At 70.7% G+C, this 25,490-nt stretch carries 31 protein-coding genes; 6 read left to right on the forward strand and 25 right to left on the reverse strand.

Going from position 1 to position 25,490, the window contains the following annotated elements; genetic code table 11:
- Positions 1-273 precede the first annotated feature (273 nt).
- Both ACX25U_RS12980 and ACX25U_RS12985 read right to left on the reverse strand, forming a co-directional pair.
- Positions 274-1,056 (reverse strand): methyltransferase domain-containing protein, encoded by a 783-nt coding sequence (locus ACX25U_RS12980; RefSeq protein WP_454391713.1) that lies wholly within the window; start codon positions 1,054-1,056, stop codon positions 274-276.
- Between the two features lie 56 nt (positions 1,057-1,112).
- Positions 1,113-1,859, reverse strand: coding sequence for a prepilin peptidase (locus ACX25U_RS12985; RefSeq protein WP_454391714.1), 747 nt, complete (start codon positions 1,857-1,859; stop codon positions 1,113-1,115).
- A 122-nt stretch (positions 1,860-1,981) separates the two neighbouring features.
- On the opposite strand from ACX25U_RS12985, the gene ACX25U_RS12990 reads away from it, so the two are divergent.
- Complete coding sequence (locus tag ACX25U_RS12990) at positions 1,982-2,350, forward strand: DUF192 domain-containing protein (protein WP_454391716.1); 369 nt, start codon at positions 1,982-1,984, stop codon at positions 2,348-2,350.
- 17 nt (positions 2,351-2,367) lie between these two features.
- Here the strand turns inward: ACX25U_RS12990 and ACX25U_RS12995 are convergent, their stop codons facing one another.
- The 5 genes from ACX25U_RS12995 to ACX25U_RS13015 all read right to left on the reverse strand — a co-directional run bounded on the left by ACX25U_RS12995 (position 2,368) and on the right by ACX25U_RS13015 (position 4,511).
- Positions 2,368-2,754 (reverse strand): hypothetical protein, encoded by a 387-nt coding sequence (locus ACX25U_RS12995; RefSeq protein ID WP_454394243.1) that lies wholly within the window; start codon positions 2,752-2,754, stop codon positions 2,368-2,370.
- A 5-nt stretch (positions 2,755-2,759) separates the two neighbouring features.
- On the reverse strand, positions 2,760-3,041 hold the full coding sequence (locus tag ACX25U_RS13000) for an Arc family DNA-binding protein (protein WP_454391718.1): 282 nt from the start codon (positions 3,039-3,041) through the stop codon (positions 2,760-2,762).
- A gap of 177 nt (positions 3,042-3,218) precedes the next feature.
- The gene (locus tag ACX25U_RS13005) at positions 3,219-3,557 is read right to left on the reverse strand and encodes a helix-turn-helix domain-containing protein (RefSeq protein ID WP_454391720.1); all 339 of its coding nucleotides are present in this window, start codon (positions 3,555-3,557) and stop codon (positions 3,219-3,221) included.
- On the reverse strand, positions 3,554-3,928 hold the full coding sequence (locus tag ACX25U_RS13010) for a type II toxin-antitoxin system RelE/ParE family toxin (protein WP_454391721.1): 375 nt from the start codon (positions 3,926-3,928) through the stop codon (positions 3,554-3,556). The genes ACX25U_RS13005 and ACX25U_RS13010 overlap by 4 nt, the downstream gene beginning before the upstream one ends.
- A 52-nt stretch (positions 3,929-3,980) precedes the next feature.
- Positions 3,981-4,511 carry an ATP-binding protein gene (locus tag ACX25U_RS13015; protein WP_454391723.1) on the reverse strand — a complete coding sequence of 177 codons (531 nt, stop codon included), beginning with the start codon at positions 4,509-4,511 and terminating at the stop codon, positions 3,981-3,983.
- 242 nt (positions 4,512-4,753) lie between these two features.
- Here ACX25U_RS13015 and ACX25U_RS13020 point away from each other — a divergent pair, with 242 nt between their 5' ends.
- Both ACX25U_RS13020 and ACX25U_RS13025 read left to right on the forward strand, forming a co-directional pair.
- Complete coding sequence (locus ACX25U_RS13020) at positions 4,754-5,605, forward strand: helix-turn-helix domain-containing protein (RefSeq protein ID WP_454391725.1); 852 nt, start codon at positions 4,754-4,756, stop codon at positions 5,603-5,605.
- An 11-nt stretch (positions 5,606-5,616) separates the two neighbouring features.
- Positions 5,617-5,808, forward strand: a complete 192-nt coding sequence (locus ACX25U_RS13025) for a hypothetical protein (protein ID WP_454391727.1) — start codon at positions 5,617-5,619, stop codon at positions 5,806-5,808.
- Between the two features lie 11 nt (positions 5,809-5,819).
- Here ACX25U_RS13025 and ACX25U_RS13030 read toward each other — a convergent pair whose 3' ends face one another.
- From ACX25U_RS13030 to ACX25U_RS13095, 14 genes are all read right to left on the reverse strand, one after another.
- Entirely contained in the window at positions 5,820-6,446 is a 627-nt protein-coding gene (locus tag ACX25U_RS13030; protein ID WP_454391729.1) for an OmpA family protein, read from the reverse strand.
- A 6-nt stretch (positions 6,447-6,452) separates the two neighbouring features.
- The gene (locus ACX25U_RS13035) at positions 6,453-7,031 is read right to left on the reverse strand and encodes a hypothetical protein (RefSeq protein WP_454391731.1); all 579 of its coding nucleotides are present in this window, start codon (positions 7,029-7,031) and stop codon (positions 6,453-6,455) included.
- A gap of 16 nt (positions 7,032-7,047) precedes the next feature.
- On the reverse strand, positions 7,048-7,653 hold the full coding sequence (locus ACX25U_RS13040; protein WP_454391733.1) for a pilus assembly protein TadG-related protein: 606 nt from the start codon (positions 7,651-7,653) through the stop codon (positions 7,048-7,050).
- Positions 7,650-7,883, reverse strand: coding sequence for a hypothetical protein (locus ACX25U_RS13045; protein ID WP_454391734.1), 234 nt, complete (start codon positions 7,881-7,883; stop codon positions 7,650-7,652). The genes ACX25U_RS13040 and ACX25U_RS13045 overlap by 4 nt, the downstream gene beginning before the upstream one ends.
- A 148-nt stretch (positions 7,884-8,031) precedes the next feature.
- Positions 8,032-8,868 (reverse strand): response regulator, encoded by an 837-nt coding sequence (locus tag ACX25U_RS13050; protein WP_454394245.1) that lies wholly within the window; start codon positions 8,866-8,868, stop codon positions 8,032-8,034.
- Positions 8,869-8,894: 26 nt separating this feature from the next.
- Positions 8,895-10,250, reverse strand: coding sequence for a sensor histidine kinase (locus ACX25U_RS13055; RefSeq protein ID WP_454394247.1), 1,356 nt, complete (start codon positions 10,248-10,250; stop codon positions 8,895-8,897).
- A 41-nt stretch (positions 10,251-10,291) separates the two neighbouring features.
- The gene (locus ACX25U_RS13060) at positions 10,292-11,179 is read right to left on the reverse strand and encodes a DUF5936 domain-containing protein (RefSeq protein WP_454391736.1); all 888 of its coding nucleotides are present in this window, start codon (positions 11,177-11,179) and stop codon (positions 10,292-10,294) included.
- A gap of 41 nt (positions 11,180-11,220) precedes the next feature.
- Positions 11,221-12,162 carry a type II secretion system F family protein gene (locus tag ACX25U_RS13065; protein ID WP_454391737.1) on the reverse strand — a complete coding sequence of 314 codons (942 nt, stop codon included), beginning with the start codon at positions 12,160-12,162 and terminating at the stop codon, positions 11,221-11,223.
- Between the two features lie 19 nt (positions 12,163-12,181).
- Positions 12,182-13,519 (reverse strand): CpaF family protein, encoded by a 1,338-nt coding sequence (locus ACX25U_RS13070; RefSeq protein WP_454391739.1) that lies wholly within the window; start codon positions 13,517-13,519, stop codon positions 12,182-12,184.
- 15 nt (positions 13,520-13,534) lie between these two features.
- The gene (locus ACX25U_RS13075) at positions 13,535-13,906 is read right to left on the reverse strand and encodes a TadE family protein (RefSeq protein WP_454391741.1); all 372 of its coding nucleotides are present in this window, start codon (positions 13,904-13,906) and stop codon (positions 13,535-13,537) included.
- 1 nt (position 13,907) lies between these two features.
- On the reverse strand, positions 13,908-14,327 hold the full coding sequence (locus ACX25U_RS13080) for a TadE/TadG family type IV pilus assembly protein (protein ID WP_454391743.1): 420 nt from the start codon (positions 14,325-14,327) through the stop codon (positions 13,908-13,910).
- Positions 14,324-15,577: an AAA family ATPase gene (locus tag ACX25U_RS13085; protein WP_454391745.1), complete on the reverse strand. Its 1,254-nt coding sequence runs from the start codon at positions 15,575-15,577 to the stop codon at positions 14,324-14,326. Before ACX25U_RS13085 ends, ACX25U_RS13080 begins: the two co-directional genes overlap by 4 nt.
- A gap of 13 nt (positions 15,578-15,590) precedes the next feature.
- Complete coding sequence (gene cpaB / locus ACX25U_RS13090) at positions 15,591-16,298, reverse strand: Flp pilus assembly protein CpaB (protein ID WP_454391746.1); 708 nt, start codon at positions 16,296-16,298, stop codon at positions 15,591-15,593.
- Positions 16,299-16,367: 69 nt separating this feature from the next.
- Positions 16,368-17,198, reverse strand: coding sequence for a hypothetical protein (locus tag ACX25U_RS13095; protein WP_454391748.1), 831 nt, complete (start codon positions 17,196-17,198; stop codon positions 16,368-16,370).
- Between the two features lie 431 nt (positions 17,199-17,629).
- Between ACX25U_RS13095 and ACX25U_RS13100 the strand changes: the two genes are divergently transcribed.
- Positions 17,630-19,333 (forward strand): chitinase, encoded by a 1,704-nt coding sequence (locus ACX25U_RS13100; RefSeq protein WP_454391750.1) that lies wholly within the window; start codon positions 17,630-17,632, stop codon positions 19,331-19,333.
- Between the two features lie 62 nt (positions 19,334-19,395).
- On the opposite strand, the gene ACX25U_RS13105 is transcribed toward ACX25U_RS13100, so the two are convergent.
- From ACX25U_RS13105 to ACX25U_RS13120, 4 genes are all read right to left on the reverse strand, one after another.
- On the reverse strand, positions 19,396-19,974 hold the full coding sequence (locus tag ACX25U_RS13105; protein ID WP_454391752.1) for a hypothetical protein: 579 nt from the start codon (positions 19,972-19,974) through the stop codon (positions 19,396-19,398).
- Between the two features lie 69 nt (positions 19,975-20,043).
- Entirely contained in the window at positions 20,044-20,454 is a 411-nt protein-coding gene (locus ACX25U_RS13110) for a RidA family protein (protein ID WP_454391754.1), read from the reverse strand.
- Positions 20,451-21,215 carry an IclR family transcriptional regulator gene (locus ACX25U_RS13115; protein ID WP_454391756.1) on the reverse strand — a complete coding sequence of 255 codons (765 nt, stop codon included), beginning with the start codon at positions 21,213-21,215 and terminating at the stop codon, positions 20,451-20,453. The genes ACX25U_RS13110 and ACX25U_RS13115 overlap by 4 nt, the downstream gene beginning before the upstream one ends.
- On the reverse strand, positions 21,212-22,366 hold the full coding sequence (locus ACX25U_RS13120; RefSeq protein WP_454391758.1) for a sugar kinase: 1,155 nt from the start codon (positions 22,364-22,366) through the stop codon (positions 21,212-21,214). Before ACX25U_RS13120 ends, ACX25U_RS13115 begins: the two co-directional genes overlap by 4 nt.
- 135 nt (positions 22,367-22,501) lie before the next feature.
- On the opposite strand from ACX25U_RS13120, the gene ACX25U_RS13125 reads away from it, so the two are divergent.
- Together ACX25U_RS13125 and ACX25U_RS13130 are read left to right on the forward strand one after the other, a co-directional pair.
- Positions 22,502-23,806, forward strand: a complete 1,305-nt coding sequence (locus ACX25U_RS13125; protein WP_454391760.1) for an amino acid deaminase — start codon at positions 22,502-22,504, stop codon at positions 23,804-23,806.
- Between the two features lie 15 nt (positions 23,807-23,821).
- Positions 23,822-25,465, forward strand: a complete 1,644-nt coding sequence (locus ACX25U_RS13130; RefSeq protein ID WP_454391762.1) for an N-acyl-D-amino-acid deacylase family protein — start codon at positions 23,822-23,824, stop codon at positions 25,463-25,465.
- Positions 25,466-25,490: the final 25 nt, after the last annotated feature.

Consider the following 25,490-nt stretch of genomic DNA (forward strand, 5'->3'; position numbering starts at 1 on the left):
CCGCATCCCTCCCACGGGCGACCCGGCCGCGAACGCCCGCTTGACGCCGACGACGGCCGGGCGATGCACGGCCAACAGGGACACGGCACCGCGCAGCCCCCTCCGCCACGCGGTACCACCCGCGTGGCTTTGCTCACGCGAATTCCCTTGGTCCGTACTTTACGTGGGGCGACCGGGTGAATCGAGCGGCTGACGATAACGATGTGGACACCGTGTGCGCGTCAGACGGAGTGTCGTCGCTGCCCTTGCTGTCCTTGCTGTCCTTGCTGTTCATCACGCCTTCCGGGCTTCGAAGAGATGGCGCGTGCTGTGCGCCACGAACGGCCCCTGTGCCTCGATCCGTTCGTGCAACGCCCGCAACCGGGGCTCGTACGCCTCGACGGTGAAGCCGGGGACCATCCAGATCACCTTGCGCAGGAAGTGGACGACGGCGGCGATGTCGTGGAACTCCATACGCAGCCGCTCGGCGCGCAGGTCGACGACCTCGAGCCCGGCCGCCTCGGCGCCGGCGCGCTCACGGTCGGGGTGACGGGCGTTGCGCGTTTCCTCGGACCGGGGCCCGAGGAAGTACTCGACGAGCTCGAAGACGCTGCCGGGCCCCACGTGCTGCGCGAAGTACGTCCCGCCGGGCTCCAGGACGCGGGCGATCTCCTCCCAGTGCGGCCGGACGGGGTGCCGGCTGACGACGAGGTCGAAGGCCCCGTCGGCGAACGGCAGCGGCGCGTCCTCGCCGGAGGCGACGACCACGACCCCGCGAGGGCGGAGCAGTGCGGCGGCCTTGGCGACGTTCGGCGGCCAGCCCTCGGTGGCGGCGAGCAGCGCGGGCGCGCCCGCGGCCCGCCCGAGCGCGAAGTCGAGGACCTCCCCTCCCCCGGTCTGCACATCGAGCACGGCCCGCGCCCCGGCCAGCCGCCCGGCCACCGAAACGGCGTACCCCCAGGAGGGCCGCGCCTCGGTGGCCCGCCCCTCGAACCACGAGAAGTCCCACCCCTCGGTGGGAACGGCGGCCCCCTCGGCGACGAGGTCCTCGAAAGAACGGTAATAACGGTCTGCCATACGGGCGATCGTGCCAGGCAACGGTCGCCGTCCGCCTCTGGTATACGGTCTGGCGCTCACGCCACCGCGAACGCCCCCAGCAGCAGCCCCGTGAACGCCCCGCCGAGCATGAACGGGCCCAGCGGAATCGCCGACCTGCGGCCCGCGCGGCGCAGCGCCACCAGGCCCAGCCCGTATACGGCCCCGTACAGCAGCCCGGCGAAGGCGCCCACGACGAGCACCGGCCAGCCGTACCAGCCGAGGGCCGTGCCCAGCGCGAGCGCCAGCTTGACATCGCCGAAGCCCATGCCGGACGGGTTGACGAGGAAGAGGACGAAGTACGCGGCGCCGAGGGCGAGTCCGCCGAGCAGCGCCGCGGGCCAGGAGCCGGCGGCGCCGGGCAGTACGGCGGCGAGGCCCAGCAGTGCGGCGGTCGCGGCGGCGAGCGGCAGGGTCAGGACGTCCGGGAGCCGGTGCACGCGGTGGTCGACGAGCGCGAGCAGTACGCCGACCGGCGCGGCGAGCAGCCAGACGACGGCTTCCGGGCGGGGCCCGGTGGCGGCGGCGAGAGCGGCGCAGACGACGGTGGTCACCGTGGCGACGGCCGGAGCGCTCGGCCCGTACGGTCCGCACCCGGCCGGTACGGCCGTGCATCGGGCCGAGCCGACCCACCCCCCGAACGCCCCCGTGATCGGATGCCCGCCGGGACACCGCGCTCTCCACCCCTCCCCGGCGTCGACCGAGAACCGGTGGGCGGCGCGGGGCAGCAGCAGCCCGGCCCCCACGCCCCACAGGGCGGCCACGACGGTCAGAAGTACGCGCACGCCAGGACCCTAATGCCGGCGCACTCGGCGGGACATGAGCCCGTGGACCCCATGCGGGGCCTACTGCCCTACGACTACGGTCGGTTGACAGGGCATACGGCTCGGCGGGAGGGCGGCTCGGCATGGGACGGCGCTGGAATGACGGGCGGGGGCAGCTGACCGTGCACGGCTCACCACCCGTGACGGTCCCCCTGGAGCTGGCGACCTCCTACCGCGCCCGCACAAAGGGCCTGCTCGGCCGCGACACGATCGACGGCGCGATCCTGCTCTCCCCCGCGAACAGCATCCACACCTTCCGCATGCGCATCCCCATCGACGTCGCCTACCTCGACCGCCACTTGTGCGTCCTCACCGTCGTCACCATGTCCCCGGGCCGCCTGGGCCTGCCCCGCCTCCGCTCCCGGCACGTTCTGGAGTCGGCGGCGGGGGCGATGGCGGGGTGGGGGCTGCGGGCGGGGGTGCGGGTGGGGGTGGAGGCGGAAGCCGAGTAGCAGCCCGGGTGGACGGATCAGCGGTTCAGATCCATGACCCCGACTCCAAGCCGGTCGTAGGCTTCCGGCGCGACCGTGGCCACCAGCGCGCCGTCGGGGAGCATCGGGTTCGGCCGCGCCACATGCACGGCTGCCGCGACGCCGAAGGCGACACCGTCGCGGAGCAGCTCGGCGATGGTCACGGCCATCGCGTAGTCGTCGTCGATGACGCTGAGTACGTCCAGCAGCACACCCGCGTGGGCGACGATCCCCGCACGCTCGCGCTCGGCCTCCAGCAGGCACAGGACGGGCACCCACAGGCGCACGTCATCACTGGATGCCGCAGCGTGGATGAGACCGGAGACCTGCTTGTTGCCGCCCATCGCCAGCAGCGTGGGACTGTCGAGGACGTAGTGTTCGATCACCTGGCTCAACCGGACGACTCCGTCTCGGCGAGCGCAGCCCGGTGAGCGGCGGTGGCTTCCCGCATCTTGCGCCGCATCTCGGCGGATTCCTCATCCGTCACGTAATGCCCGAACCGCTCGGCAAGCAGGGCACGGGTGCGGTCGGCCCGGGCCTTGATCTGCTCGGGAGTCAGAGTCTGAGCGGCTATCTCCTGCATGAGGGCACGCAGACTGGTCCCCCGCGCTTCGGCCACGGCAGCAAGCTGGTCACGGACTTCGGCGGGCACTCGGATCATGACGTCGGACATGCCCTGAGTATACGTTGCGTATACGTCCGACGGGGGCGCTCCACTCCTCGGGGAGAGACGGAGTGCGAGGGCAAGTGGAGGATTTGGTCCAGCGACACCGCCAAAAAGACCTGGTCGGCGAGTGCGCACGCGGCCCAAATCCGCCACTTGCCCCCATCCGGGTCTGGAACGGCCGGATCAGGCAGCATGATCGTCGAATCCCACGGTGTTGTGCCCGCCGGAAACCACGTGCAGGTCCACCGTGACATCGAGCGCCCCTGCCAGCCTGACCAGCAGGTCCGCTGTGAGAGGAAGCATCCCGCCCAGTTCGACGGCCTCGACCTCGTCGGCGGTCATTCCCAGACGCTCACCCAGCGCCGACCGCGACAGGCCCAGCGCCGTACGCCGGTCGTACACCAACTGCCCGAGTTCGTGCGCCAGCCGGATCTGCTCACGCTCCGCGATCACCTCCGGCGGTTCCTCGTGCCCCTCGGCGATCTTCCGTTCCCGCGCCAGCTTCCAGCGGGTGTGGTTCACAGCCCCTCCCGAAACTCACGGGTGAACTCGTCGTGCGCGGGTCCATGCCCGGCCTCACACAGCTCTTTCGCCAGTTTGGCACGCTTGACCTCCGCTTCCTCCCGCATTCTGGTCTTCCTGAAGACCGTGAGCAGGACGATTCGTCGACCGGGTGCCAGCCAGTACGTGAGCCGCGTTGCGTTGCCATCCAGAACGAACCGAAGCTCACATACCCCTTCCCCCAGGTTACGAGAGTGAGGCTCGCCCAAGGTCGTCGGGAACTCGGCGAGAAGCTCGGCTTTCTCCTCCACCTGGCGATAGTGCCGCGCCGGAAGCAACCCGAGCCAAGCCCTCACCTCCGGCTCAAGTTCGATCACGTAAGACTCGATCACGTCAAGAACGTAGGCGGTGCCACACTCCACCCGACCGGCTTCCGGGCGGCTGTCACTCGCTCGTGCGACTGCCTGCGAGGTACGCGCGGGTGCCCGCCCTCGGCAGTACCGCCCACGTGCGCGTGCCGCCGCCGGGCTCGCGGGCGTCGCCGGGCTCGCGGGCGTCGCCGAAGCCCCAGTCGCCGCCGCAGGACCGGACCACGCAGGCCGGCAGGCGCAGGGTCGAGCGACGGCGGGCGTCGCAGGCGGCGGCGAGGCGGGGGTGCTGGTGGCGGGGGTGCGCGTCGTAGAGGACGACGCGCAGGGCGTCCTCCCGGTAACGGAGGCGTACGTACACCTCCGATGAGGTGGAGAAACGGCAGGCGCAGGCTGCGAGTTCGCTCGCCACCTGCACGGCCGCGTCGGTCATGTCGGCAAGGTCGTGGGCGAGGAGGACCGTGCGGAGCGTTGCGCGGACGATCGCGGGGGTGCGCGGGTCGGCGGGGAGGGTGAGGCTGTAGGCGAGGGTTTCGGCGGTGGGGGGTGTGGGGGGCCGGTCCGTGGGGGTGTGGGGAAGACAGGCCGAGGTCAGGGTGACGGGCATGGCAACTCCCTTGGTCAGCGGGGTGGTTGTTTCTCCGCGCGCACAGTGGCCTGTCACCCGGGCCTGGCTTGGCATGGGCGATGCGCTTCCGTTCGGCGGACGGAGGGTCGTAGTCGACCCGTCACAGACGGTAGAGGAATCAAGTGGCCATTTGCCACCTGTTCATCGAAAGTGCCACTAACGTGTGGACCGGGGGGACGCCCAGGGGGCAGACTGCCGCTGCGACCACTGGAGGAAGTGACATGCCGCCAAGGGCGACGCCCACAGAACGCCAGAAGCGACTGGGCGCGGAGCTGCGGAAGATGCGCCTGGCAGCAGAGGTGTCCACGGACTACGCCGCAGGACTGCTCGGCCTCGACAGGACGAAAATCTCCAACATCGAGTCAGGCGTCCGGGCCATCACACCAGAACGCCTGCGCACCCTCGCCTGCAACTACGACTGCCGCGACCATGCCTATGTCGATGCCCTGGCCGACATAGCCGGTGATCGCAAACGCGGTTGGTGGGATACGTACCGGGGTCAACTCCCCGCCGGACTGCTCGACATCGCGGAACTGGAGTGGCACGCCACCAGGGTGCGCGCCGGCCTGGCCATGCACGTACCGGGCTTGCTCCAGACCGACGCCTACGCCCGTGTCCTGTTCGCGGCAGCGCTACCGTCCCTGTCACCGATGGAGATCGAGCTACGGGTGGCCCATCGCATGCAGCGCCAGCAGGTGCTGCATCGAGAGAACCCGATCACCTACGTCGGCTACGTACACGAGGCCGCCTTGCGCGTGGAGTTCGGCGGCCCCAAGGTGATGCGAGGACAACTCGACCACCTGTGCGACCTGTCTGAACGGGAAAACATCGATGTACGCGTCATTCCCTTCAAAGCCGGGGCGTTCCCCGGAGCCGGTCAAGCAGTGATCTACGCCGAGGGACGGGTGCCCCAGCTCGACACCGTGGAGCTTGATTCGGCCCACGGCCCCGAGTTCCTGCACGGCCAGTCCCAACTGGACAAGTATCGCTCGCACTTGGATTGGATGGAGACAGCCTCACTGTCCCCGACCGAATCACGCGCGTTCATGGCAAGTATCGCCAGCCACCTCTGAGGAGCACGACGATGAGCCACATCACCTGGGAAGAGCCCTTCTGCGCCGAGGGCGCCAACTGCTTCCGCATAGGGACCGACACCGAAGGCAACGCCTACATCGCCGTCGCCGGGCAGGAGGACCGTCCGCTGACCGACAGCCGTGAATCCCTCCGTGCCCTCATTTTGGAGATCAAGGCGGGGAGAGCCGACCACCTGCTGTAGGCCGCCGGCCGTCAGCTCCCCGTGCGCGGGAACGTCACCTCCACCCGGCGGTTCTTCTTGCGGCCGTCCTCCGTGGAGTTGTCCGCGATGGGGTACTGCTCGGCGTAGCCGCGTACGTCGAAGGTGATGTTCGGGTCGTTCAGCTTCTGGGACAGGACGTCCTGGACGGCGTTGGCACGCTGCTTGGACAGGACGACACCGTGTGCGTGGGAGCCGAGGTTGTCCGTGAAGCCGAAGACGCGGACCTGGGTCGACTTCTGCTTGTTGATCTCCTGCGCGATCGCGTCGATACGGGCCTTCGCCTGGTCGCTCAGCTTCGCGCTGTCCTTGGCGAACAGCACCTCGGCCTGAAGGGCGAACGTCACGTCCGTGTTGGTGTCCTCGCGGCGCTCCTCGCCGCCCTGGTCCTCGACCACCGACTTGATGTCGAGCACCTTGGGCTCGGCGAGGGTGGCACCCTCGGGGAGCTTGAGGTCCGGATCGGTCGGGTCGACCTTCACGGGGGCGGAGGCGGAGGGTTCGGTGCCCGGGGGCTCGCTGGGGCCGCTGTCGGCGTGGGCTACGACGACGCCGCAGAGGCTGGTGGCGACCAGGACGGTGGCGGTGGTGAGAGTCAGGGTGAGTCGGGTGCGGGTCATGGGGGCTCACCCGGAGATCTTGATGGTGCCACTGGAGAAGGTCGGCAGTTGCAGGGTGACTTCGGTGGTGTCCGTGGGCGGGGAAGGAAACTGCATGAAGACAGGGATGGTTTGGCCTGACTGGATTGTCGTGAGCCCGATGGTCGTCAGTGGCCGTCCTTCGGTGTCACGCAGCACGTAGTAACGCTTCTTTCCCTTGGGGTCTACGAGGGTGGCGCCGCCCAGAGACGTGCCGTGCTTGAGGATTTCCGTCTCGTCGCCGCGCAGCGCGGATGGGATGACCAGTGACTCGGACCCGTCGTTCTTGAACTGCCCGTTCACAGTGACAAACCCGCCCGAATCCCGCTGCGCAGAAGTGATCTGCAAGAGCAGACCGTCCCCGCCCTTGAGTTCGACCATGGGTGCTTCTGACTGCCCTTCCTGAGCACTCGGCTTGGATTCACTGCCTTTGGAGGCGGATGCTGAGGCATCCGGCTTCTTTTCGTCACCGTCACCTCCGCAGCCTGCGGCCCCGAGGATCACTCCGACTGCCATGGTCAGCGCGAGTAGCCCCCTGCGGGCCTTGGCAGTGAACCAAATACTCATCGCTCTGCTTCCTTCATCACTCGTCATTCGCCAGGTGAACATCGAAGAGTTCCTGGGGTTTCGGGAGATCAGCAAGGTCCTTCGGATCCAGATCCCAGTACCTGTTCTTACACGTGAGGCGTGGCAACGCATTGGCCCCGGCGTCTGCCCCCAAAGGCTCAAACACACAGAGCGGCTTGATCACGGCAGTGGCATGTGCTTTTGAGTGCTTGCTATCCGTGATAGGGGCGACCGATTTCCCTATGGACTTGTTGGTCTCGACTTTGACCGTGTAGGTCAGCGGATCCTCTGTCCCGCAATCAAGCACATGGGCATCGTTCTGCTGTGCAAGCTGATAGGCCCGCCAGCACGATGGCTGAAGTCCCTGGCCGTTGCCGTCGAAGATGCTCTGCCACTTGGTGGGATCGAGTACGGCCTTCGTCCACTCGGCCGCAAGCTGACCCCGGGTGTCCTGGGCCGCCGCGAGTGCCGCCGCGTCGGCCGCCGTCTGAGCACTACTTCGGTTCACGGTTGCCTGGCCGACCGCGAAGTATGCGAGCGCAAGAAAGAGCAGACCCCCCACCACCGTGATGTAGATGGGGAAGGCCTGCCCTGTGTCACCGTATCGACGCGGTCGCGTCAATTCCCGACCTTGTTGATCAGTCCTGTGATCTTGTCCAGGATCACCCCGCCGATACTCGTCCCCGTGATCGCCAGCACAATCGCCACCACCACCGCGATGATCCCCAGGTACTCGACCGCGGTCTGCCCCTTGTCGCCGGCGCGACGACGCATCGCCGCAGCCGTCGTGTTCTTCCAGCCGTTCACGCGGACCTTGGTCGCAACCGCCGTCTTCAGCATCAGGTCGCTCATGGTGTTCCCCTCCGGGCTTGGTCTCGGTGCCGCTTGCGCCGCTGGCAACGTAGGCCGGAACACCCGGTCCGCCGGAGGGCCCCAGGGCCCAATTCCGGACCCAAACAGAGGTTCGGCCGTGCTTACTCCGTACCGCCGACATCCCGCCTCACCCCCGTCCTCGTGACGAACCCGGCGCCGTGCCCAGCCATTTGGCGGTGGCCTCGGCGCGGCTGGTGCTGTGGAGCTTGGCGAAGATGCGGTTGATGTGGTTCTTGACGGTCTTCTCGCTGATGAAACAGGCGGCGGCGATCTGCTGATTGGTCATGCCGGACGCGATGAGGTCCATGATCTCCGCCTCCCTGGTGCTGAGTTGGAACCTCGACCTGTCGACGGCGGCCGGACGGCCACCTGCCCATCCAGACGAAGACTGTCCCACATCCGGTTGCACTTGCGAAAGGTTTTCCGCAAAAAGAGCTGAATCACCAGCCGTTGGAGCTGCCTGGTCGTGTGCAGTCGCACCCTCAGTCTGGCGTAGCCGGGCCAGTAGGGCGCCCGCCGCCGTGGGGGTGAAGTGAGCCCTCCCTGCCCTGATGTCCCTTACCGCCGTGACCAGTTGGTCCGCCGTGAACTCGCCGTGGACCAGGTAGCCGCTCGCGCCCCGGCGCAGGGCCTCCTGGATGATGTCCGACTCCTGGCTGTAGGTCAGCATCACGACCGGGGCGATACGTACCAGGTGCGGCAGGGCCGAGATGCCGTCCACGCCCGGCATGCGGACGTCGAGCAGGACGACGTCCGGGTGGTGGCGCTGGACGGCTTCCCAGGCGGCGCGGCCGTCCGCGGCCTGCGCGACCACCGTGATGTCCGCTCGGCCGGAGAGGAGAGCCGTCAGGCCGGCGCGGACCACGGGGTTGTCGTCGGCCACGACCACGCGGAGGGGGGTGGGGGGGACGGAGGACGGTGGGAAGCCCTCGAAGGGGTCTGGAGTCGTCCGGTCGTCCGGCATGGCGGCGGCCTCCTCTCTGGTCGAGGTCACGTGGTCGGAGCGGTCGTGGTCGGAGCGGTCGTGGTCGGAGCGGTCGTGGTCGGAGCGGTCGTGGTCGGAGTCAAAGTTGCCAGCGGTAGTTCCAGGCGGACCTCCGTGCCCTTCGGATGCGTACCGCGGCCTATGCGGATGCGGGCGCCCACCGAAGCCGCGCGTTCCACCATCCCGACCAGGCCGAAGTGGCCCGCCCGGCGGAGGTCTTCCAGGCTCGTCCCTGGCGGCAGGCCGCGGCCGTCGTCGTACACGCTGATGCGCAGCAGGTCGCCGTGGACGCCCGCGTGTACGTCCACGTGGGTGGGCGCCGCGTGGCGGTGGGCGTTCTCCAGCGCCTCCGAGACGATGGGGAGGAGCTGGCGGACCACGGCGGGCGGGATCGGAGGCACGGCGGATCCGACCGTCGGGTGGCAGGTGGCGGGCAGGCCCGTGCGGGTGGTGAAGTCGCGGGTGCGGGCCGTCAGTTCCGCGAGTACGTCGGCGCCGTGCTCCGGGTCGTCCTCGTGGCGCAGGTCCATCAGCAGCTCGCGGGCTTCGGCGGCGGCTCGGCGGGCCGAGCGGGCCACCAACTCCGCCTGCTGTTTCACCAGGGTCGCGTCCATCCGGTCGGATCCCGCCGAGCCCGCCAGGCCGTCGGCGGCCAGGGCCACGCCGTGCAGGGTCTTGGCCACCGAGTCGTGCATCTCCCGGGCCAGACGGGCGCGCTCGGCGGCGACCGCCTCCGTGGCGGCCAGGCGGGCCTGGACCGTGGTCAGGGCCCGGGTGGCCTCGCCGAAGCGGAGGAGCAGGTTGCGCAGGGTGACGCCGGCCGCGCCCGCGATGACGCACAGGCCGGGGAAGAGGGCCGACTGGGCCAGGCCGGCGGAGAGTTCCTTCGAGGCGGCGTAGACGAGGAGCAGGATCAGCGACTGGAGGGAGGCGAAGACGGCCGCGCCGCGCCAGCTGTAGACGAGGCCGGCGAGGAAGGGCGTACAGACGCTGACGTAGGCCAGGGTGCTGTCCGGGCCCGCCGCGATGAGGAGGAGGGCGCCGAAGAGGGTGTCCAGGGCCAGGAGCGTGGGGTGGCGCAGAAGGAGGGGGCCGAAGCGTTCCCAGTCCCTGAAGAGGACGTAGGAGCCCATGAAGGTGACGACGACCGCGGCACTGACCAGGCGGGTGGCCAGGCCGGGGGCGGCGTTGAGGAGGGCGGCGGGGGCGGCGAGGGCGATCATCGCCAGGCGGAAGGCGAAGACGTGCCGGCACATCGCCTGCAGGGCGCTGATCTGTAATTTCTCGGGAGCGGGACCCTGCGGGGCCCCTTCGCCGTCCGCGGCCGTCCCTCCGTGCGGCTGCCGCACAGCAGGCCGCATGCGGGCCGGGAGGATCGTGTACGTCATGTCCGCGTCGCCCCCTACTCGCCCGTGATCGAGCCGAAGTCCACGCCGGACCCGAGGAGCAGGCCCGCCGTGAGGAGGATCATCGTGGCCGGGACCATGAACGTGGTGATCATCATGGTGGCCTTGGGCACCGCGCGCGCGGCCTTGCGGCGGGCGTTCTGCGCGTCGGTGCGGCGCATGTCCTTGGCCAGGGACACGAGGGTGTCGACGATCGGGGCGCCCAGTTCCTCGCCCTGCTGCAGGGCGGTCACGAACATGGCGACCTGCTCGGAGTCGTTCCTGCGCCGCAGCTCCGCGAAGGCCTGGCGGCGGCTCATGCCGAGGTCCATCTGGCGGAGTGTGATGCGCAGCTCGTCCGCCCACGGGCCCTCGTACCTCGACGCCACCCGGTCCAGTGCCTGGCGGAAGCCCAGGCCCGCGCCCACCACGACCGCGAGCACGTCGAGGAAGTCCGGCAGCGTCCGCTCGATCTCGTCCTTGCGGATGCGGATCGCCGACCAGATGCCGACCTCGGTCCAGAACGCGCCGAAGGCGAGCAGCAGCAGGGCCACGACGTACTGGCCGCGCAGCAGGAACACCAGGCAGCCCACGCCGCCCAGGAAGCCGTAGACCGCGCGCCGGGCCGCGTAGCGGTCGATGGTGAGGCCGCCGGGGTTGCCCGCCAGGTCGATCCTGCGGCGGTACTTGGCCACCAGTTTGGGGCCCATCAGGCGCAGGACGGCGGGGGCGTAGCGCATGCCGAGGCGGTCGATCAGCGAGTCCACGGCGCCGGTGCGTGTCGAGCCCACCTCCAGGGCCAGCCGCAGGTCACTGGGGAGTCGCGCGTCCGCCCGGTACATGCGGATGCCGGCGAAGACGCCCCAGACGCTCAGGCCCGTCAGCAGTGCGAGCAGCAGTGCCATTCCCTCTGCCCCTCCTTCCGTTCCTTCCGTGAACCCGGAACCTAGACGTCGATGCGGGACAGCCGGCGGATGAGGACGAAGCCGACCGCGTACAGCGCGAAGGCGGTGATCACCGCGGCCTGGCCGAGCGGGGAGCCCGTCATCCGTTCCAGGGCGCCCGCCTTGACGCCGTTCATCAGGAACAGCGCGCCGATGCCCAGCACGGGCACGGCGTACGAGGTCATGGTGACCTGGGAGAGCTGGGTGCGGATCTCACGGCGGGTCTCCTTGCGTTCCTCCAGGGTTTCCGTGAGGTTCCGCAGGGCGCTGACCACCTGGCCGCCCGCCCGGTTGGACAGGACCAGGGTGGTGACCAGGACCACCAGTTCACGCGAGGGCAGGCGCTCCGCCAGCTCGCCCAGCGCGTCGTCCATGGACGCGCCCAGGGCCAGCTGGTGGGCCACCTTGTCCAGTTCCTCGCCGGCCGGGGCCTCCAGCTCCTCGGCCGCCATGCCGATCGCGGTGCGCAGGGCGAGGCCCGCGTGGGTGGCGTTGGCCAGGATGCGGGCCAGTTCGGGAAGTTGGTTGATGAACTTCTCGATGCGTTTCTGCCGCTGCCAGTTGAGGAACTGCACCGCCGCCCAGACGCCGAGCAGTCCGGCGAGCGGGCCGAAGAAGGGGGCCAGGGCGGCCTGGCCGAGCAGCCAGAGGGCGGCCACCGTGGCGAGCATGCAGACGGAGAACTCGCCCGGGGTGACGTCCAGCCCGGTCGCGGCCAGCCTCAGCTCCAGCTTGCGGCCCAGTCCCGTACGGCGCAGGCGGCGGTCGAGGGTGTGGAAGCGGCGCCTGCGGCCCACCGGGATCCGACCGGTCTGCGAGAGGCGGTCGACGAGGGCGGCCCGCTGGGCCCTGCCCATGGCGTAGGCGTGCAGGCCCGCGACGGCCAGGACGCAGGTCAGCAGGGTGGCGCCGGTGGTGAAGGTGACGAGGGTGCTCAGATCCATGGGGGCGGTTCCTACCTGTCTACCTGGCTTCTCGGGTGGCCAGCTGGTCTGCGGACTGGGCGACGCCGAAGGCCGGGGGGATCGGCTGGTTCGCCATGTAGAGGCGGTCGGCGGTGCGGCGCGGCAGCGGGTGGTACTCGAAGGCGCCGTGGATCCGGCCGTCGGCCGCCATGGGGCGGGCGGCGAAGCGGGCCACGGTGGCCAGCCGGTACGGCTCGCCACCGTGGCTCTCGAGCAGGGCGATCTCGGTGACGCGGCGGGCGCCGTCGGCGAAGCGGGTGAGCTGGATGATCACGTCGACGGCGCTGTTGATCTGGTCGTGCAGGGCGACGAAGGGGACCTCCACGTCGGACATGGAGGCCAGGGTCTGCAGGCGCATCAGCGCGTCCTCGGCGCTGTTGGCGTGCACGGTGGCCAGAGAGCCGTCGTGGCCGGTGGACATCGCCTGGAGCATGTCCAGGGACTCGCCGCCGCGGACCTCGCCGACGACGATGCGGTCGGGGCGCATGCGCAGCGAGTTGCGCACCAGGTCGCGGATGGTGATGTGGCCCCGGCCCTCCACGTTGGGCGGCCGGGACTCCAGCCGGATCACGTGCGTCTGCTGGAGCTGGAGTTCGGCGGAGTCCTCGATGGTGATGATGCGTTCGCCCTCGGGGATCAGGCCGGAGAGGGCGTTGAGCAGGGTGGTCTTTCCGGTGCCGGTGGCTCCGGAGACGATGATGTTGAACTTCGCCTGCACCAGGCCGGCCAGCAGGAACAGCATGTGCTCGTCCAGCGAGCCGAAGCCGATCAGCTCCTGGAGGGTGAAGGAGCGCGGGAAGCGGCGGATGGTGAGGGTGGGGCCGGTGAGGGAGAGCGGCGGGATGATCACGTTGACGCGTTCGCCGGACGGCAGGCGGGCGTCGACCATCGGGTTCGACTCGTCCACACGGCGGTTGACCGTGGAGACGATCCGTTCGATGGTCTGCATCAGCTGGTCGGTGGAGGCGAAGCGGAGGGGGAGCTGTTCGACCCGGCCGCCGCGCTCCACGAAGATCGCGTCCGGACCGTTCACCATGATCTCCGTGATGGAGGCGTCCTCGAGGAGTGGTTCGAGGATGCCCAGGCCCAGGGCCTCGTCGACCACGCGGCGGATCAGCTGCGAGCGCTCCACGGTCGACAGGACCGGGCCCTCGCGGCTGATGATGTGCCCGAGCACCCGCTCGAGGCGGGCCCGGCGCTCGGCGGCGGCCAGCGAGCTCATCTCCGCGAGGTCGATCTCCTCCAGCAGCTTCGCCCGGTAGGAGGCGACCAGATGGCCGTCCTCGCCCCGGCTGCCTTGCTCCTCGGGGGAGTTGATGCGTGCGCGGAGGCTCATGAGTGCGTTCCCCGTTCAGTGGTCGAGCGGCATGGTGGCGGTCTTGTGGGCGTCGCCGATCGGGTCCCAGAGGGGGATGACCGAGGGGATGCGGACGGTGGCGGTCACGGTGACCGTGTCGCCGCCCCGGGCCTCGGTACAGCTCGTACGGCCGCTCAGCGAGGCGGACACCGCCTCCCGGCAGCCCTGCTGGGCGCTCATGCCCAGCGAGGCGGCGCGCGCTCCCGCCCGGGCCGCCGTGCCGGCCTGCTGGGCGGCGTGGGCGACGAGCCCGATCTGGATGACCGCCATGGCGACCAGCATCAGGACCGGGATGAACCCCAGGTACTCGATGGCGACCTGTCCGCGCTCGCGGTCGCGGTGTCGTGTGCTGCGGTCGTACGGCATGTCAGTTCGTCGCCTCCTCTACGGCTCCGGCGCGACCCTTGACCGTGACGGGGAAGTCGATCACCCCCGGGAAGAGGACGGGCACCTTGAGACCGACGTCGGCCTTCACGAAGCCGCCGTCCGTCGCGCAGCCCACCTCCGCCCCACTGCGCCACGCGTCCGACAGCTTGTCGAGCCCGGCCTGCCGGCAGGCGGCATCCCTGTTGCCGGGACGCGCCGCCGTCCCCGCCCGTACCGCCTCGTCGGCGGCGTTCCCCGCGAGCGTGTACGTGTATCCCAGCAACACGCACTGCCACAGCAGCACCAGCGTGATGACGATCGTCGGTGTCATGCCGAGGAACTCGACGGCGACCTGACCGCTGTCGGAGCGCAGCCGCCGCCGTAACCACGACTCCCCCGCGCCCGCTGCCCGTGTCCTCATCGCCCTGCCTCCCTGCGCCGCCGGAAGCTCACCGACCCGCGGTCGCCGCGCAGCCGGCCGCCCTTGTGGGCGCCCGCGGGCGCCTTGACGATGCCGAGTTCGCCCGCGAGGCCCCACAGGGCCTGTTTGACCGTGCTCCTGCTGTCCAGTTCGTGGATGCGGCCGGCGTCCACCGCGCCCTGGAGTTCCTTGAAGGCCGCGGGAACGGCCGTGCCCGCCACCGGTGTGCCGGTGATCTTCCGGATGAGCGGCGGCTGGATCTCGGTGCCCCGGCTGTGGCGGTTGACCACGACCGTCGTCTCCTCGGCCTTGCGGATCTGCAGCCGGTCCCACATCCGTACGGTCCGCTTGGCGGCGCGCACCGCGACCACGTCCGGGGTCGTCAGCAGCAGGGCGGTGTCGGCCATCTCCACGGCCGCCGCGCTCGCCCCGCTCATCTGGGCGCCGCAGTCCAGGACGACGACCTCGTAGCGGGAGCGCAGGGCGCTGACGATCTGGCGGGCGGCGCGGTCGGTGACCTCCTCGCCGCGTTCGCCCTCGCCGGGGGCGAGCAGCAGCGCGAGTCCGGTGTCGTGGAGGAAGACGGCGTCGGCCAGGACGCGCGGGGAGATGTCGGTGATGGCGGCGAGGTCGACGACCGAGCGGCGGAACTGGACGTCCAGGTAGGAGGCGATGTCACCGGTCTGGAGGTCCATGTCGACCAGGGCCGTGCTGTGACCGGACGCCTGGGCGGCGAGGGCGAGTTGTATCGCGGCGAGGGTGGCGCCCACTCCGCCCTTGGCCCCGCTCACCGTCACCACGCGTCCGCCGGCCCCGGTGAACACGTCACCGCCGTGGCCGAGATGACGCCGTACGCCCACCGACCACTGGGCCACCGCCTGCACACGACTGGCCAGTTCCTCGTAGCTCGGCGGGAGCGCCACCAGGCCGCGCGCGCCGGAGTCCATCGCGGCGGAGAACAGGCCGGGGCTCGCGTCGGAGGTGATGAGGATGACGCCGACCGCCGGGAAGCGCAGGGCCACTTCGCGGATCAGCTCCAGCGCCGGGACGGGGCCGATCCGCTCGTGCACCACCACGATCTCGGGCAGGTCGTCGACGGACTCGGCGGCCAGGCGCGCGAGGGTGTCGACGAGCTGGGTGGAGTCGGCGACCGGGGGCACCGGCTCGGCGTCGGGGAGCTGGCTGAGCAGGGTGATGATGGACCGGACCGCGTCCGCGTCGCCGACTGCCGGAAGGATCCTGGTGGGCATGCGTACGGGCCTCTCACTTGTCGTTCGCGAGTTCGTAGGTCCGGTCCTTGTCCGGGACGCCGGTGTCGCCGCCGGGTGCGACCAGCGCGAGCCGGACCCGCTGGGCGAACGACTCGGCGTAGGTGATGCGCTGGGCGTCGATGGTGGACAGCGCGAAGGTGATGGGGACGGCCTGGGTGGGCTGCTGGGTCCTGTTGTCGGTGCCCGGGTCGAGGGCGGTGATCCGGCCGACGTCCAGCACCCTGGCGCCGGTTACAATGATCTTGGACTGGGCGGGGTCGCCTTCCCGCCGACCGGCGAAGGTGGCGTACACGTTGACCGTGGAGCCCGGCGTGATCTTGCCGGCCACGCCGGTCGCCGCATCGATCATGATGGCGACCTCCTGCTGCCCCGGCTGCAGGGCGGGCTGGTTCACGATCATGTCGCTCTGCAGCAGGGAGCCCCGGCGCAGGGTGGTCACCGCGATCTTGTCCCGGATCCGGGCGAGGTCGGTCACGGCGTTCGGCGACAGCCACCGCTCGGGCATCTTGATCTTCTCGAACTGGTCCGTGTTCAGCGCGGTGTACGGCGGCACATCGGTCCTGAGCCGGTAGGCGGTGACCTCGGGGCCGACCTTGGACTTCACGTCGCTGACGACGGAGAGCACGCCCGCGAACGCGCCGAGGGCGCAGAGGACGGACAGAATCAGGAGTATCACGCCGCGGCGCTGACGGGAGTTCATGAACCGTGCAACCTCATGGGGGTATCGGTCGGCGGAGTCGAGCGGGATCGATGGGCGGAGGTTCAGGACTCATCCGAACCCGGTGTGCGCCGGGCTCTCGTGGACGGGCGGGGTGGCGGAGCAGAAGACGCAGCGGTCCCCGATGACGTCGATGCCGCACCAGTGGCACACAGCGCGGCGCACCGAGGTGACGAGCTGGTAGAGCACCGGCAGGTCGGGCAGGTAGGTGCAGAACTCGATCAGCTTTCCGGTCCCCCACCAGGTGGCGGACTCGGCCGGGAGTCGGGCCTCGTGCAGTCCCTGCACGTGCCAGGCGGGGGCGAGGGTGGTGCCGACCCAGTCGGACTGGAGCCGGCCCCTGGCCAGCAGCATCCAGGTGCCGAAGTCCGGTCCGGCCAGGGCGGCTCCGGGGTCGAGCCTCACGAGCTGCGGCTCGGGGTGGGCGATGACGCCGAACTGGCTGCCCGGAACCCAGGACTTGGCGTGCGCCTTGAGGCCGACGGGGACGTGGTCGAGGCGGGCGACGGAGCCCAGGACGGCGCCGGAGTGGATGTAGTGGGTGAGCAGCCGGGCGGCCGAGGCGAGCACACCGGGACCGAGGTCGCAGGAGGCGAGCTGGCGCAACTGGCGGGCGAGGACGGCGAGTCCGAGCGGAGGCAGGTCGGGCCGGAACAGGGCGATGCGGTCGCTCTCCAGCAGGGAGCGGATCGTGTGCAGGCGGCGCGCGACCCCGCTGGGGGCGGCGCGCGAGCACACGACGACGACATGCCCGTGATGGTCGATCAGCGCCTGCATCCCGTCCAGCGTCTCCTCGAGCGGCCGGCGGTCCAGGTCCGGCAGGACGACGGCGGGCACGGTCCGTTCGTCCTGCGCGGGCAGCGCCATGTCGGCACTGGTCACAGCAATGGCAGTTGACACGCGCTGCTCCCCGTTCGACGCCTGTCGGCCCGCCGGCGGTCCTCCGGCGCACCGAGTTGACTCCACTGCGTTGACTTCACTGCGTGACTACCTCAGCACTGTATCCACGCCTCTACCGGCGGAGAACAGCGATTCCGCAGCCGAATGGCAACTCTTGTTGCACAAGTCGCACGAAAACGGGTCAGGTTGAGCATCCTGTCGCGACCCAGAAGCATGGTTCGTGCACAGGCGGTTGACTCCGACCCCCGCCTGAGACCGACCCGGTGGGCCCCGGTGCGCCGTTTTGGTCTGGACCTCTTGACAAGGGAAATGGTCTGGACCAACTTGTACGACCAGGCGGTGGCCACCGTTTCCCAGTCCTCCCCTCCCTCCCCTCTCCCCCACCGGAGGCCCCAGTGGACCGCGTACCAGGCATGCCCAGACCCAACGGACGGCGGCTGCGCCTGTGGTCGGGAGCCGTCACCGCCGCCCTCGCCCTCTCCTTCGCCGCCACCGGCCAGGCCTCGGCGGCGGACGTCAACAACGCCAGGAACGCCGGCTTCGAGTCGGGCCTGAGCAACTGGACGTGCTCGGCCGGCAGCGGTACGACCGTCTCCTCCCCCGTGCACGGCGGCGCCGCCGCGCTGAAGGCCACGCCGGCCGGGCAGGACAACGCCAAGTGCACCCAGACGGTGACGGTCAAGCCCAACTCGACGTACACGCTGAGCGCCTGGGTGCAGGGCGGCTACACCTACCTGGGCGCGACCGGCACGGGAACGACGGACGTGTCGACGTGGACGCCGGACTCGGCGGGCTGGAAGCAGCTGTCGACCACCTTCACCACCGGCTCCTCGACGACGTCGGTGACGGTGTATCTGCACGGCTGGTACGGGCAGGCGGCGTACTACGCCGACGACGTCTCGGTCTTCGGCCCCGACGGGGGCGGCGGCGGTGACCCGGCCCCGACGGTTCCGGCGGCACCGGGCGGCCTCAAGGTGACCGGCACCACGTCGTCGTCCGTCTCCCTGTCCTGGAACACGGTCTCGGGCGCGACCGGCTACAACGTCTACCGGAGCGGCACGAAGGTCACGGCGGTGACCGGCACGTCGGCGACCGTGACCGGGCTCGCGGCCTCCACCTCGTACTCCTTCCAGGTCACCGCGGTCAACGCGGCGGGCGAGTCGGTGAAGTCGGCGGCCGTGACCGGCACGACGACGGCCGGCGGCGGGGGTGGCGGAGGCGGCGGCACGGGCCTGCCGAAGCACGCCGTGACCGGCTACTGGCAGAACTTCAACAACGGCGCGGCCGTCCAGAAGATCTCGGACGTCCCGTCCCAGTACGACATCATCGCGGTCTCCTTCGCCGACGCGACGGGCACGCCGGGCGCGGTGACCTTCAACCTCGACTCGGCCGGGCTGAAGGGCTACACCGTCGACCAGTTCAAGGCGGACATCAGGGCCAAGCAGGCCGCCGGCAAGAAGGTCGTCGTCTCGGTGGGCGGCGAGAAGGGCACCGTCTCGGTCAACGACTCCACCTCCGCGACGAACTTCGCCGACTCCGTGTACTCCCTGATGCAGACGTACGGCTTCGACGGCGTCGACATCGACCTGGAGAACGGCCTGAACGCCACCTACATGACGCAGGCCCTGCGCGCCCTGTCCGCCAAGGCGGGCCCGTCGCTGGTCATCACGATGGCCCCGCAGACGATCGACATGCAGTCCACGTCGGCCGGCTACTTCCGGACCGCGCTGAACATCAAGGACATCCTCACCGTCGTCAACACCCAGTACTACAACAGCGGTTCGATGCTGGGCTGCGACGGCAAGGTCTACAGCCAGGGCTCGGTCGACTTCCTCACCGCCCTGGCCTGCATCCAGCTCGAAGGCGGCCTCGCCCCCTCCCAGGTCGGCCTGGGCGTCCCCGCCTCCCCGAGCGGCGCGGGCAGCGGCTACGTCTCACCCACGGTCGTGAACAACGCCCTGGACTGTCTGGCGAAGCTCACCAACTGCGGCTCCTTCAGGCCGTCCAAGGCCTACCCGGACCTGCGCGGCGCGATGACCTGGTCCACCAACTGGGACGCCTCGGCCGGCAACGCCTGGTCGAACACGGTGGGTCCGCACGTGCACGCACTGCCGTAGTACGGACCCCGGTGTGAGGGACGGGTGCCGCGCCGTCGCGCGGCACCCGTTCCGGCGTCCGCTCACTCCTCGGTGGCCGGCGCTTCCTCTTCGGTCGCGCCGTCCTCTTCGGTCGCGCCCTCCTCGAAGTACGCGTCCAGGACCGCGTCCAACTGCTTCTCCCACTCGGCGAAACGCGCCCTGGCCGGGGCGTCGATCTCGATCGGGTACCAGCGGCGGTCGGGGGTGTGGACGGTGACGGTGAACCGCTTGCCGAAGCGGGGGGTCGCCGTCTCGACGGCGCCGATCTCGTCCCAGCGGAACTCGCACTGCTGGTCGTCGAGGGACAGGCGTATGCCCTTGTGGTCGGCGACGATACGAGCCCGGCGGTCGGAGGCCTCGAAGACGGGACCGTCCGTGGGTTGTTCCTCCTCCGGCTCGGGCTCCTCGGCGGGCTCCACGTCCGGCGGGACCGCGTCCTTGGGGGCCTCGTCCTCGGAAACCGCGTCCTCCACCGCGGGCGGCTCCTCGGCCCTCCGCGGCCGGGCGTCCGCCGGTTCCGCGGGCGCGGTGAGGCCGGGGATGTAGGCCGGGTCGAATCCGGCGCCCTTCACGGGCTCGGCCTTCAGGGGCTGGCTGCTCGAACCTATGCGCTGCTCCACAGCGGGCAGTATGGTCGACGATCCTGTGCCGGGCACAGCCAGCCCCGACTTCGTTATACGAAGATGCCCTCAGCCGAGCACGGCGAGTGCGTCGACCTCGACGAGGAGGCCCGGGGGCAGGCCGACGTAGACCGTGGTGCGGGCGGCGGGGGGCTGGGTGAGGCCCTGCTCCCCGAAGTAGGCGTTGTAGATGTCGTTCATCTCGGCGAAGTGGTCCACGTCCGTGAGGTAGACGCGGAGCATCATCACGTCGTCCCAGGTCGCGCCGCCCTCCTGAAGGATCGCCTCGACGTTGGCCAGGGTCTGGAGGGTCTGCTCGCGCAGGGTGGGGCCGGCGGGCGTGGGCGGCTTGCCCTCCTCGGCGGGCAGGAAGCCGACCTGGCCGGCGACCTGGAGGATGTTGCCCTTCCGCACGCCGTGGGAGAACTTCGCGGGCGGGGTGGTGTGGGTCTTGGGGGTGAGTGCGATCTTCTCGGTCATTCGGCAGTGCCCTTCACTGGCGTTCTTCCGGAGTACTCGCCGCTGATCACGTCCGCCGTACGGCGCACCAGCGGGAGCAGGGCGAGGAGTTCGTCGGCGGTGACGACGACGTTCGGCGCGGAGACCGACATCGCGGCGGCCACCCGGCCGTCGGCGCCCCGGATGGGCGCGGCGACGCAGTTGATGGACTCCTCGTGGCCGCCGAGGTCGGTGGCCCAGCCCTGTTCGCGCACCGTCGCCAGCTCCTTGAGGAAGGCGGCGGCGTTCGGCGTCGAACGGGCCGTGTACATCGGGTAGTCGAGCCTCTCCGCGACCGCGCGCCGCTCGGCCTCGGGCAGATCGGCGAGCAGCAGCTTGGCCACGGCGGCGACGGTGATGGCGACGGGCCTGCCGATGCGGGAGTACATGCGCACCGGGTAGCGGCTGTCCACCTTGTCGATGTAGAGCACCTCGCCGTCCTCGTACACGGCGAGGTGCACGGTGTGCCCGCACGTCTCGTTGAGGCGTACGAGGTGGGGGTGGGCGATCTCGCGGACGTCGAGGTTCTCCATCGCCTCCTGGGCGAGGGCGAAGAGCCGGGCGCCGAGGCGGTAGCGCTGGTCGGACTGGCGGTAGACCAGGCCGTGCTCGTGGAGGGTGCGCAGCAGCCGCAGGGCGGTGGACTTGTGCACGCCGAGGCGGTCGGCGACCTGCCCGAGGTCGGCGGGGCCCTCGGCGAGCAGCGGCAGGATGCCCAGCGCGCGGTCGACGGTCTGGCTCATGGCGTACGTGCCTCCTCCTCGTCCCCGGCCGCGGTACGCGTCGTCCAGCCGGGGCCGAGTCGAAGTCTCCCCCACGCCCCCTCGTCCAGGGCGACAAGGCGGTCGGCGTGGTCGAACCAGGAAGGGCGCGGCGATGGGGGCGCCCCCGGGCGTTCAGTCCTGGGGGACGCTCCGTGAGGGGCGGTGGTCGGGCGACGGGTGGGCGGTGCGGCGAGGTCGCCGGGGACGGTGAGGGCGGCGGCGGCCAGCAGGTGGCCGTGGCGGAGGCGGTCGCGGACGGGCAGTCCGCGCAGGGTGGCGGAGAGGAACCCGGCGGCGAAGGCGTCGCCGGCGCCGACGTGGGCGACGACGTCGACCTCGGGTGCCCGGACGAACGTCGCGCTGCCGTCGCCGTCCTCCAGGCCGTCGGTGTTCCTGTCGAACACGGTCGCTCCGCCCGGCCCCTGCTTGACGACCACGATCTCCGGCTCGGGCAGCGCGTCCCGGATGGCACGGCCGCCGTGCAGCCCCCAGGCCGCGCGCGCCTCGTCGTCCCCGACGAACACGATGTCCGCCCCTCGCGCCAACTCCAGCAGCACCCGTGCGCCGCCCTTGTCGCGCCACAGCCCGGGCCGGTGGTTGACGTCGAAGGAGACCGGCGGGCGACCGGGGCGGGGCGCGAGGAGGTGTCGTACGAGGTCCAGGCACGTCGGCGAGAGGGCGGCCGTGATGCCGGTCAGGTGCAGGACGCGTCCGGAGTGCAGCGCGGTCTCGTCGACGTTGCCGACGGCCATCGCGGAGGCCGCCGAGCCGGCGCGGTAGTACGCCACCTCGTGCGCGTCGGTGGCCCGGTCGCCGGCCGTGCGGAAGTAGACGCCGGTCGGGCGGTCGGGGTCGCGCCGTACGGCCGTCACGTCGACGCCGTACGACCCGATCGCCTCCACCAGGTGATCGCCGAAACCGTCCGCGCCGACCCGGCTCACCCAGCGCGCGGAATGACCGGCGGCGGCCAGCGTGCAGGCGACATTGGACTCGGCCCCGCCGATGCTCCGCTCGAAGGACGGCACGTCGGCGAGGCGGCCGGGGCGGGAGGGCAGGAACGTGACCATGGACTCGCCGAGCGCCACGACGTCCACCACGTCGGTGCCATTGCGGGGTCCGCCGGCGGTCACGATGCTCGTAGCTCCTGGGTCGCTCGGGTCGCGGGGCTCTTCGTTGACCTCGCCTGCCCGGGATGTTAGACAGCGGTGAGCGGCATGTGCAATGAGCGTTGCAAGTAATGCAACACACCTGATCAGGGAGGTTCCATGAGCACCGAGGCGCTGGCCCGACTGGCCGAGGAACGCGTCGACCACCGCTTCAAGGGCCTCCCGCCGGACGCGGACGGCCTGACCGTGGGCGAGCTGGCCGCCCAGCGCCGCAACCTCTTCACCGACGGTTTCGCCACCCCCGTGCTCGCCCTCTCCGCCGAGAGGCTGGAGCACAACCTGCGGCTGATGGAGACGTACGCGGCCCGCCACGGCCTCGCCTTCGCCCCGCACGGCAAGACCTCCATGGCGCCCCAGCTCTTCCAGCGCCAGATCGAGCACGGCGCGTGGGGCATCACGCTCGCCGTGCCGCACCAGGTGCGCGTGGCGCGGGCGTTCGGGGTCGAGCGGATCTTCCTGGCCAACGAGCTGGTGGACCCGGCCGCCCTGCGCCGGCTCGCCGCCGAACTGGCCGCCGACCCCGCCTTCCGCTTCGTCTGTTACGTCGACTCCGTGCGCGGAGTGGAGCTGATGGACGCGGCGTTGAAGGGGGCCGAGCGGCCGGTCGACGTGGTCGTGGAGCTGGGCGCCGGGGAGGGCGCGCGGACCGGTGTGCGTACGGAGGCCGAGTGCGCGGCGGTCGCCGACGCGGTGGCGGCCACGGACACGCTGCGGCTCGTCGGGGTCGCCGGATACGAGGGCGAGGTTCCGCGGGCGGATCCGGAGCGGGTGCGCGCGTGGCTGCGCCGGCTCGTCGCGCTCGCCGTCGACTTCGACAAGGCCGGGCGGTTCGCGCATGGGGGTCCCCCCTGCTCGAGCGAAGCCGAGAGCTTGGGGGCCGAGGAGATCGTGGTGAGCGCGGGCGGCAGCGCCTGGTTCGACGCGGTGGCCGACGTGTTCGCGGAGATCCCCGAACTCTCCCTCCCCGTCCTGAAGTTGCTGCGCTCGGGGGCGTACGTCTCGCACGACGACGGCCACTACCGGGAGATCACGCCGTTCAACCGCGTCCCGGAGGAAGGCGCCCTGGAGCCCGCCTTCCGCCTGTGGGCGCAGGTCGTCTCCCGGCCCTCTCCCGACCAGGCCTTCGCCAACGCGGGCAAGCGGGACGCGGCGTACGACCTCGACCTGCCCTTCGCCCAGGTGGTGCGCCGGGACGGTGTCGAGCGCCCGGCGACGGGTGTCCGGGTCACCGGCCTGTCCGACCAGCACGCCTGGCTGAGCACCGCACCCGGGGCGGATCTGGAGGTCGGCGACTGGATCGGCCTGGGGCTGTCCCACCCGTGCACCTCCTTCGACAAGTGGCCGCTGATCCCGGTGGCGGAGGCGGACGGCACGGTCGTCGACTACATCCGTACGTTCTTCTAGGTCAGGAGGCACTTCGTGGATCCGGTCGAACTCGCCGACTTCGCCGACCTCGCCATCCGGGACGCGGACGTCGTCGACGGCACCGGCGCCCCCTCCTACCGCGCCGATGTCGCGGTCAAGGACGGCCGGATCGTCTCGATCGTCAAGGAGGCCGCGGCGGCGGGCTGCCAGCGCCCGCGGGCGAGGCGGGAGCTGGACGCGGAGGGCCTGGTCCTGGCTCCCGGCTTCATCGACATGCACGCCCACAGCGACCTGGCCCTGCTGCGCGACCCCGACCACAGCGCGAAGGCCGCCCAGGGCGTCACCCTCGAGGTCATCGGGCAGGACGGGCTGTCGTACGCGCCGGTCGACGACCGCACGCTGGAAGAGGTCCGCCGGGCGATCACCGGCTGGAACGGCCACGGCGACGACATCGACTTCGACTGGCGCTCGGTGGGCGAGTACCTGGACCGGCTGGACCGCGGCCTCGGCGGCGAGGGCATCGCGGTGAACGCCGCTTATCTGATCCCGCAGGGCACGGTCCGCGCACTCGCCGTGGGCTGGGAGGACCGGGAGGCGACGCCCGAGGAGCTGGACCGGATGCGGCAACTGGTCGCCGAGGGCATGGAGCAGGGCGCCGTCGGCATGTCGTCGGGACTCACCTACACGCCCGGGATGTACGCCAAGGACGCCGAACTGACCGAGCTGTGCCGGGTGGTGGCCGCCCACGGCGGCTACTACTGCCCGCACCACCGCAGTTACGGGGCCGGGGCACTCGAGGCGTACGAGGAGATGGTGGCCCTCACACGCGAGGCGGGCTGTCCGCTGCACCTCGCGCACGCCACCCTGAACTTCGGCCCCAACAAGGGCCGCGCGCCCGAGTTGCTGGCGCTGCTGGACGACGCGCTCGCCGCCGGCGCCGACATCACCCTCGACACCTACCCCTACACCCCCGGCTGCACCACCCTGGCCGCGCTGCTGCCGAGCTGGGCGAGCGAGGGCGGGCCTCGGGCGGTCCTCGGACGGCTCACCGACGAGACCGTCGCCGAGCGGATCCGCCACGACCTGGAGGTGACCGGCTCCGACGGCTGCCACGGCGTGCCGGTGGAGTGGGACACGATCGAGATCTCCGGTGTCACCGAACCCGCGCTGGCCGAGTACGTCGGCCGCACGGTGCGCCAGTCGGCGGCCCGGCGCGGCGAGGAACCCTGGGCCACGGCCCGCCGGCTGCTGGTCGGGGACCGGCTCGGCACGACGATCCTCCAGCACGTCGGCCACGAGGAGAACGTCCGGGCGATCATGCGCCACCGCGTCCACACCGGCGGCTCCGACGGCATCCTGCAGGGCACCAAGCCGCATCCGCGGGCGTACGGCACCTTCCCGCGGTATCTCGGCCACTACGTAAGGGAGTTGGGCGTGCTGTCGCTGGAGGAGTGCGTCGCGCATCTCACCGGGCGGCCGGCGGCCCGGCTGCGGCTGCCGGACCGGGGCGTGGTCCGCGAGGGGTACCGGGCCGACCTGGTGCTGTTCGATCCGGAGACCGTCGCGCCGGGCTCGACCTTCGAGCGGCCGCGCGCGCTGCCGACGGGGATTCCGTACGTCCTGATCGACGGCCGGTTCGTGATCGAGGACGGGCGGCGCACCGACGTACTGGCGGGGCGGGCGGTCCGCCGGACTTGAGGCGCGACCGCCCGCAGCGATGCGG

The sequence above is a fragment of the Streptomyces sp. JNUCC 63 genome, from assembly GCF_054366325.1.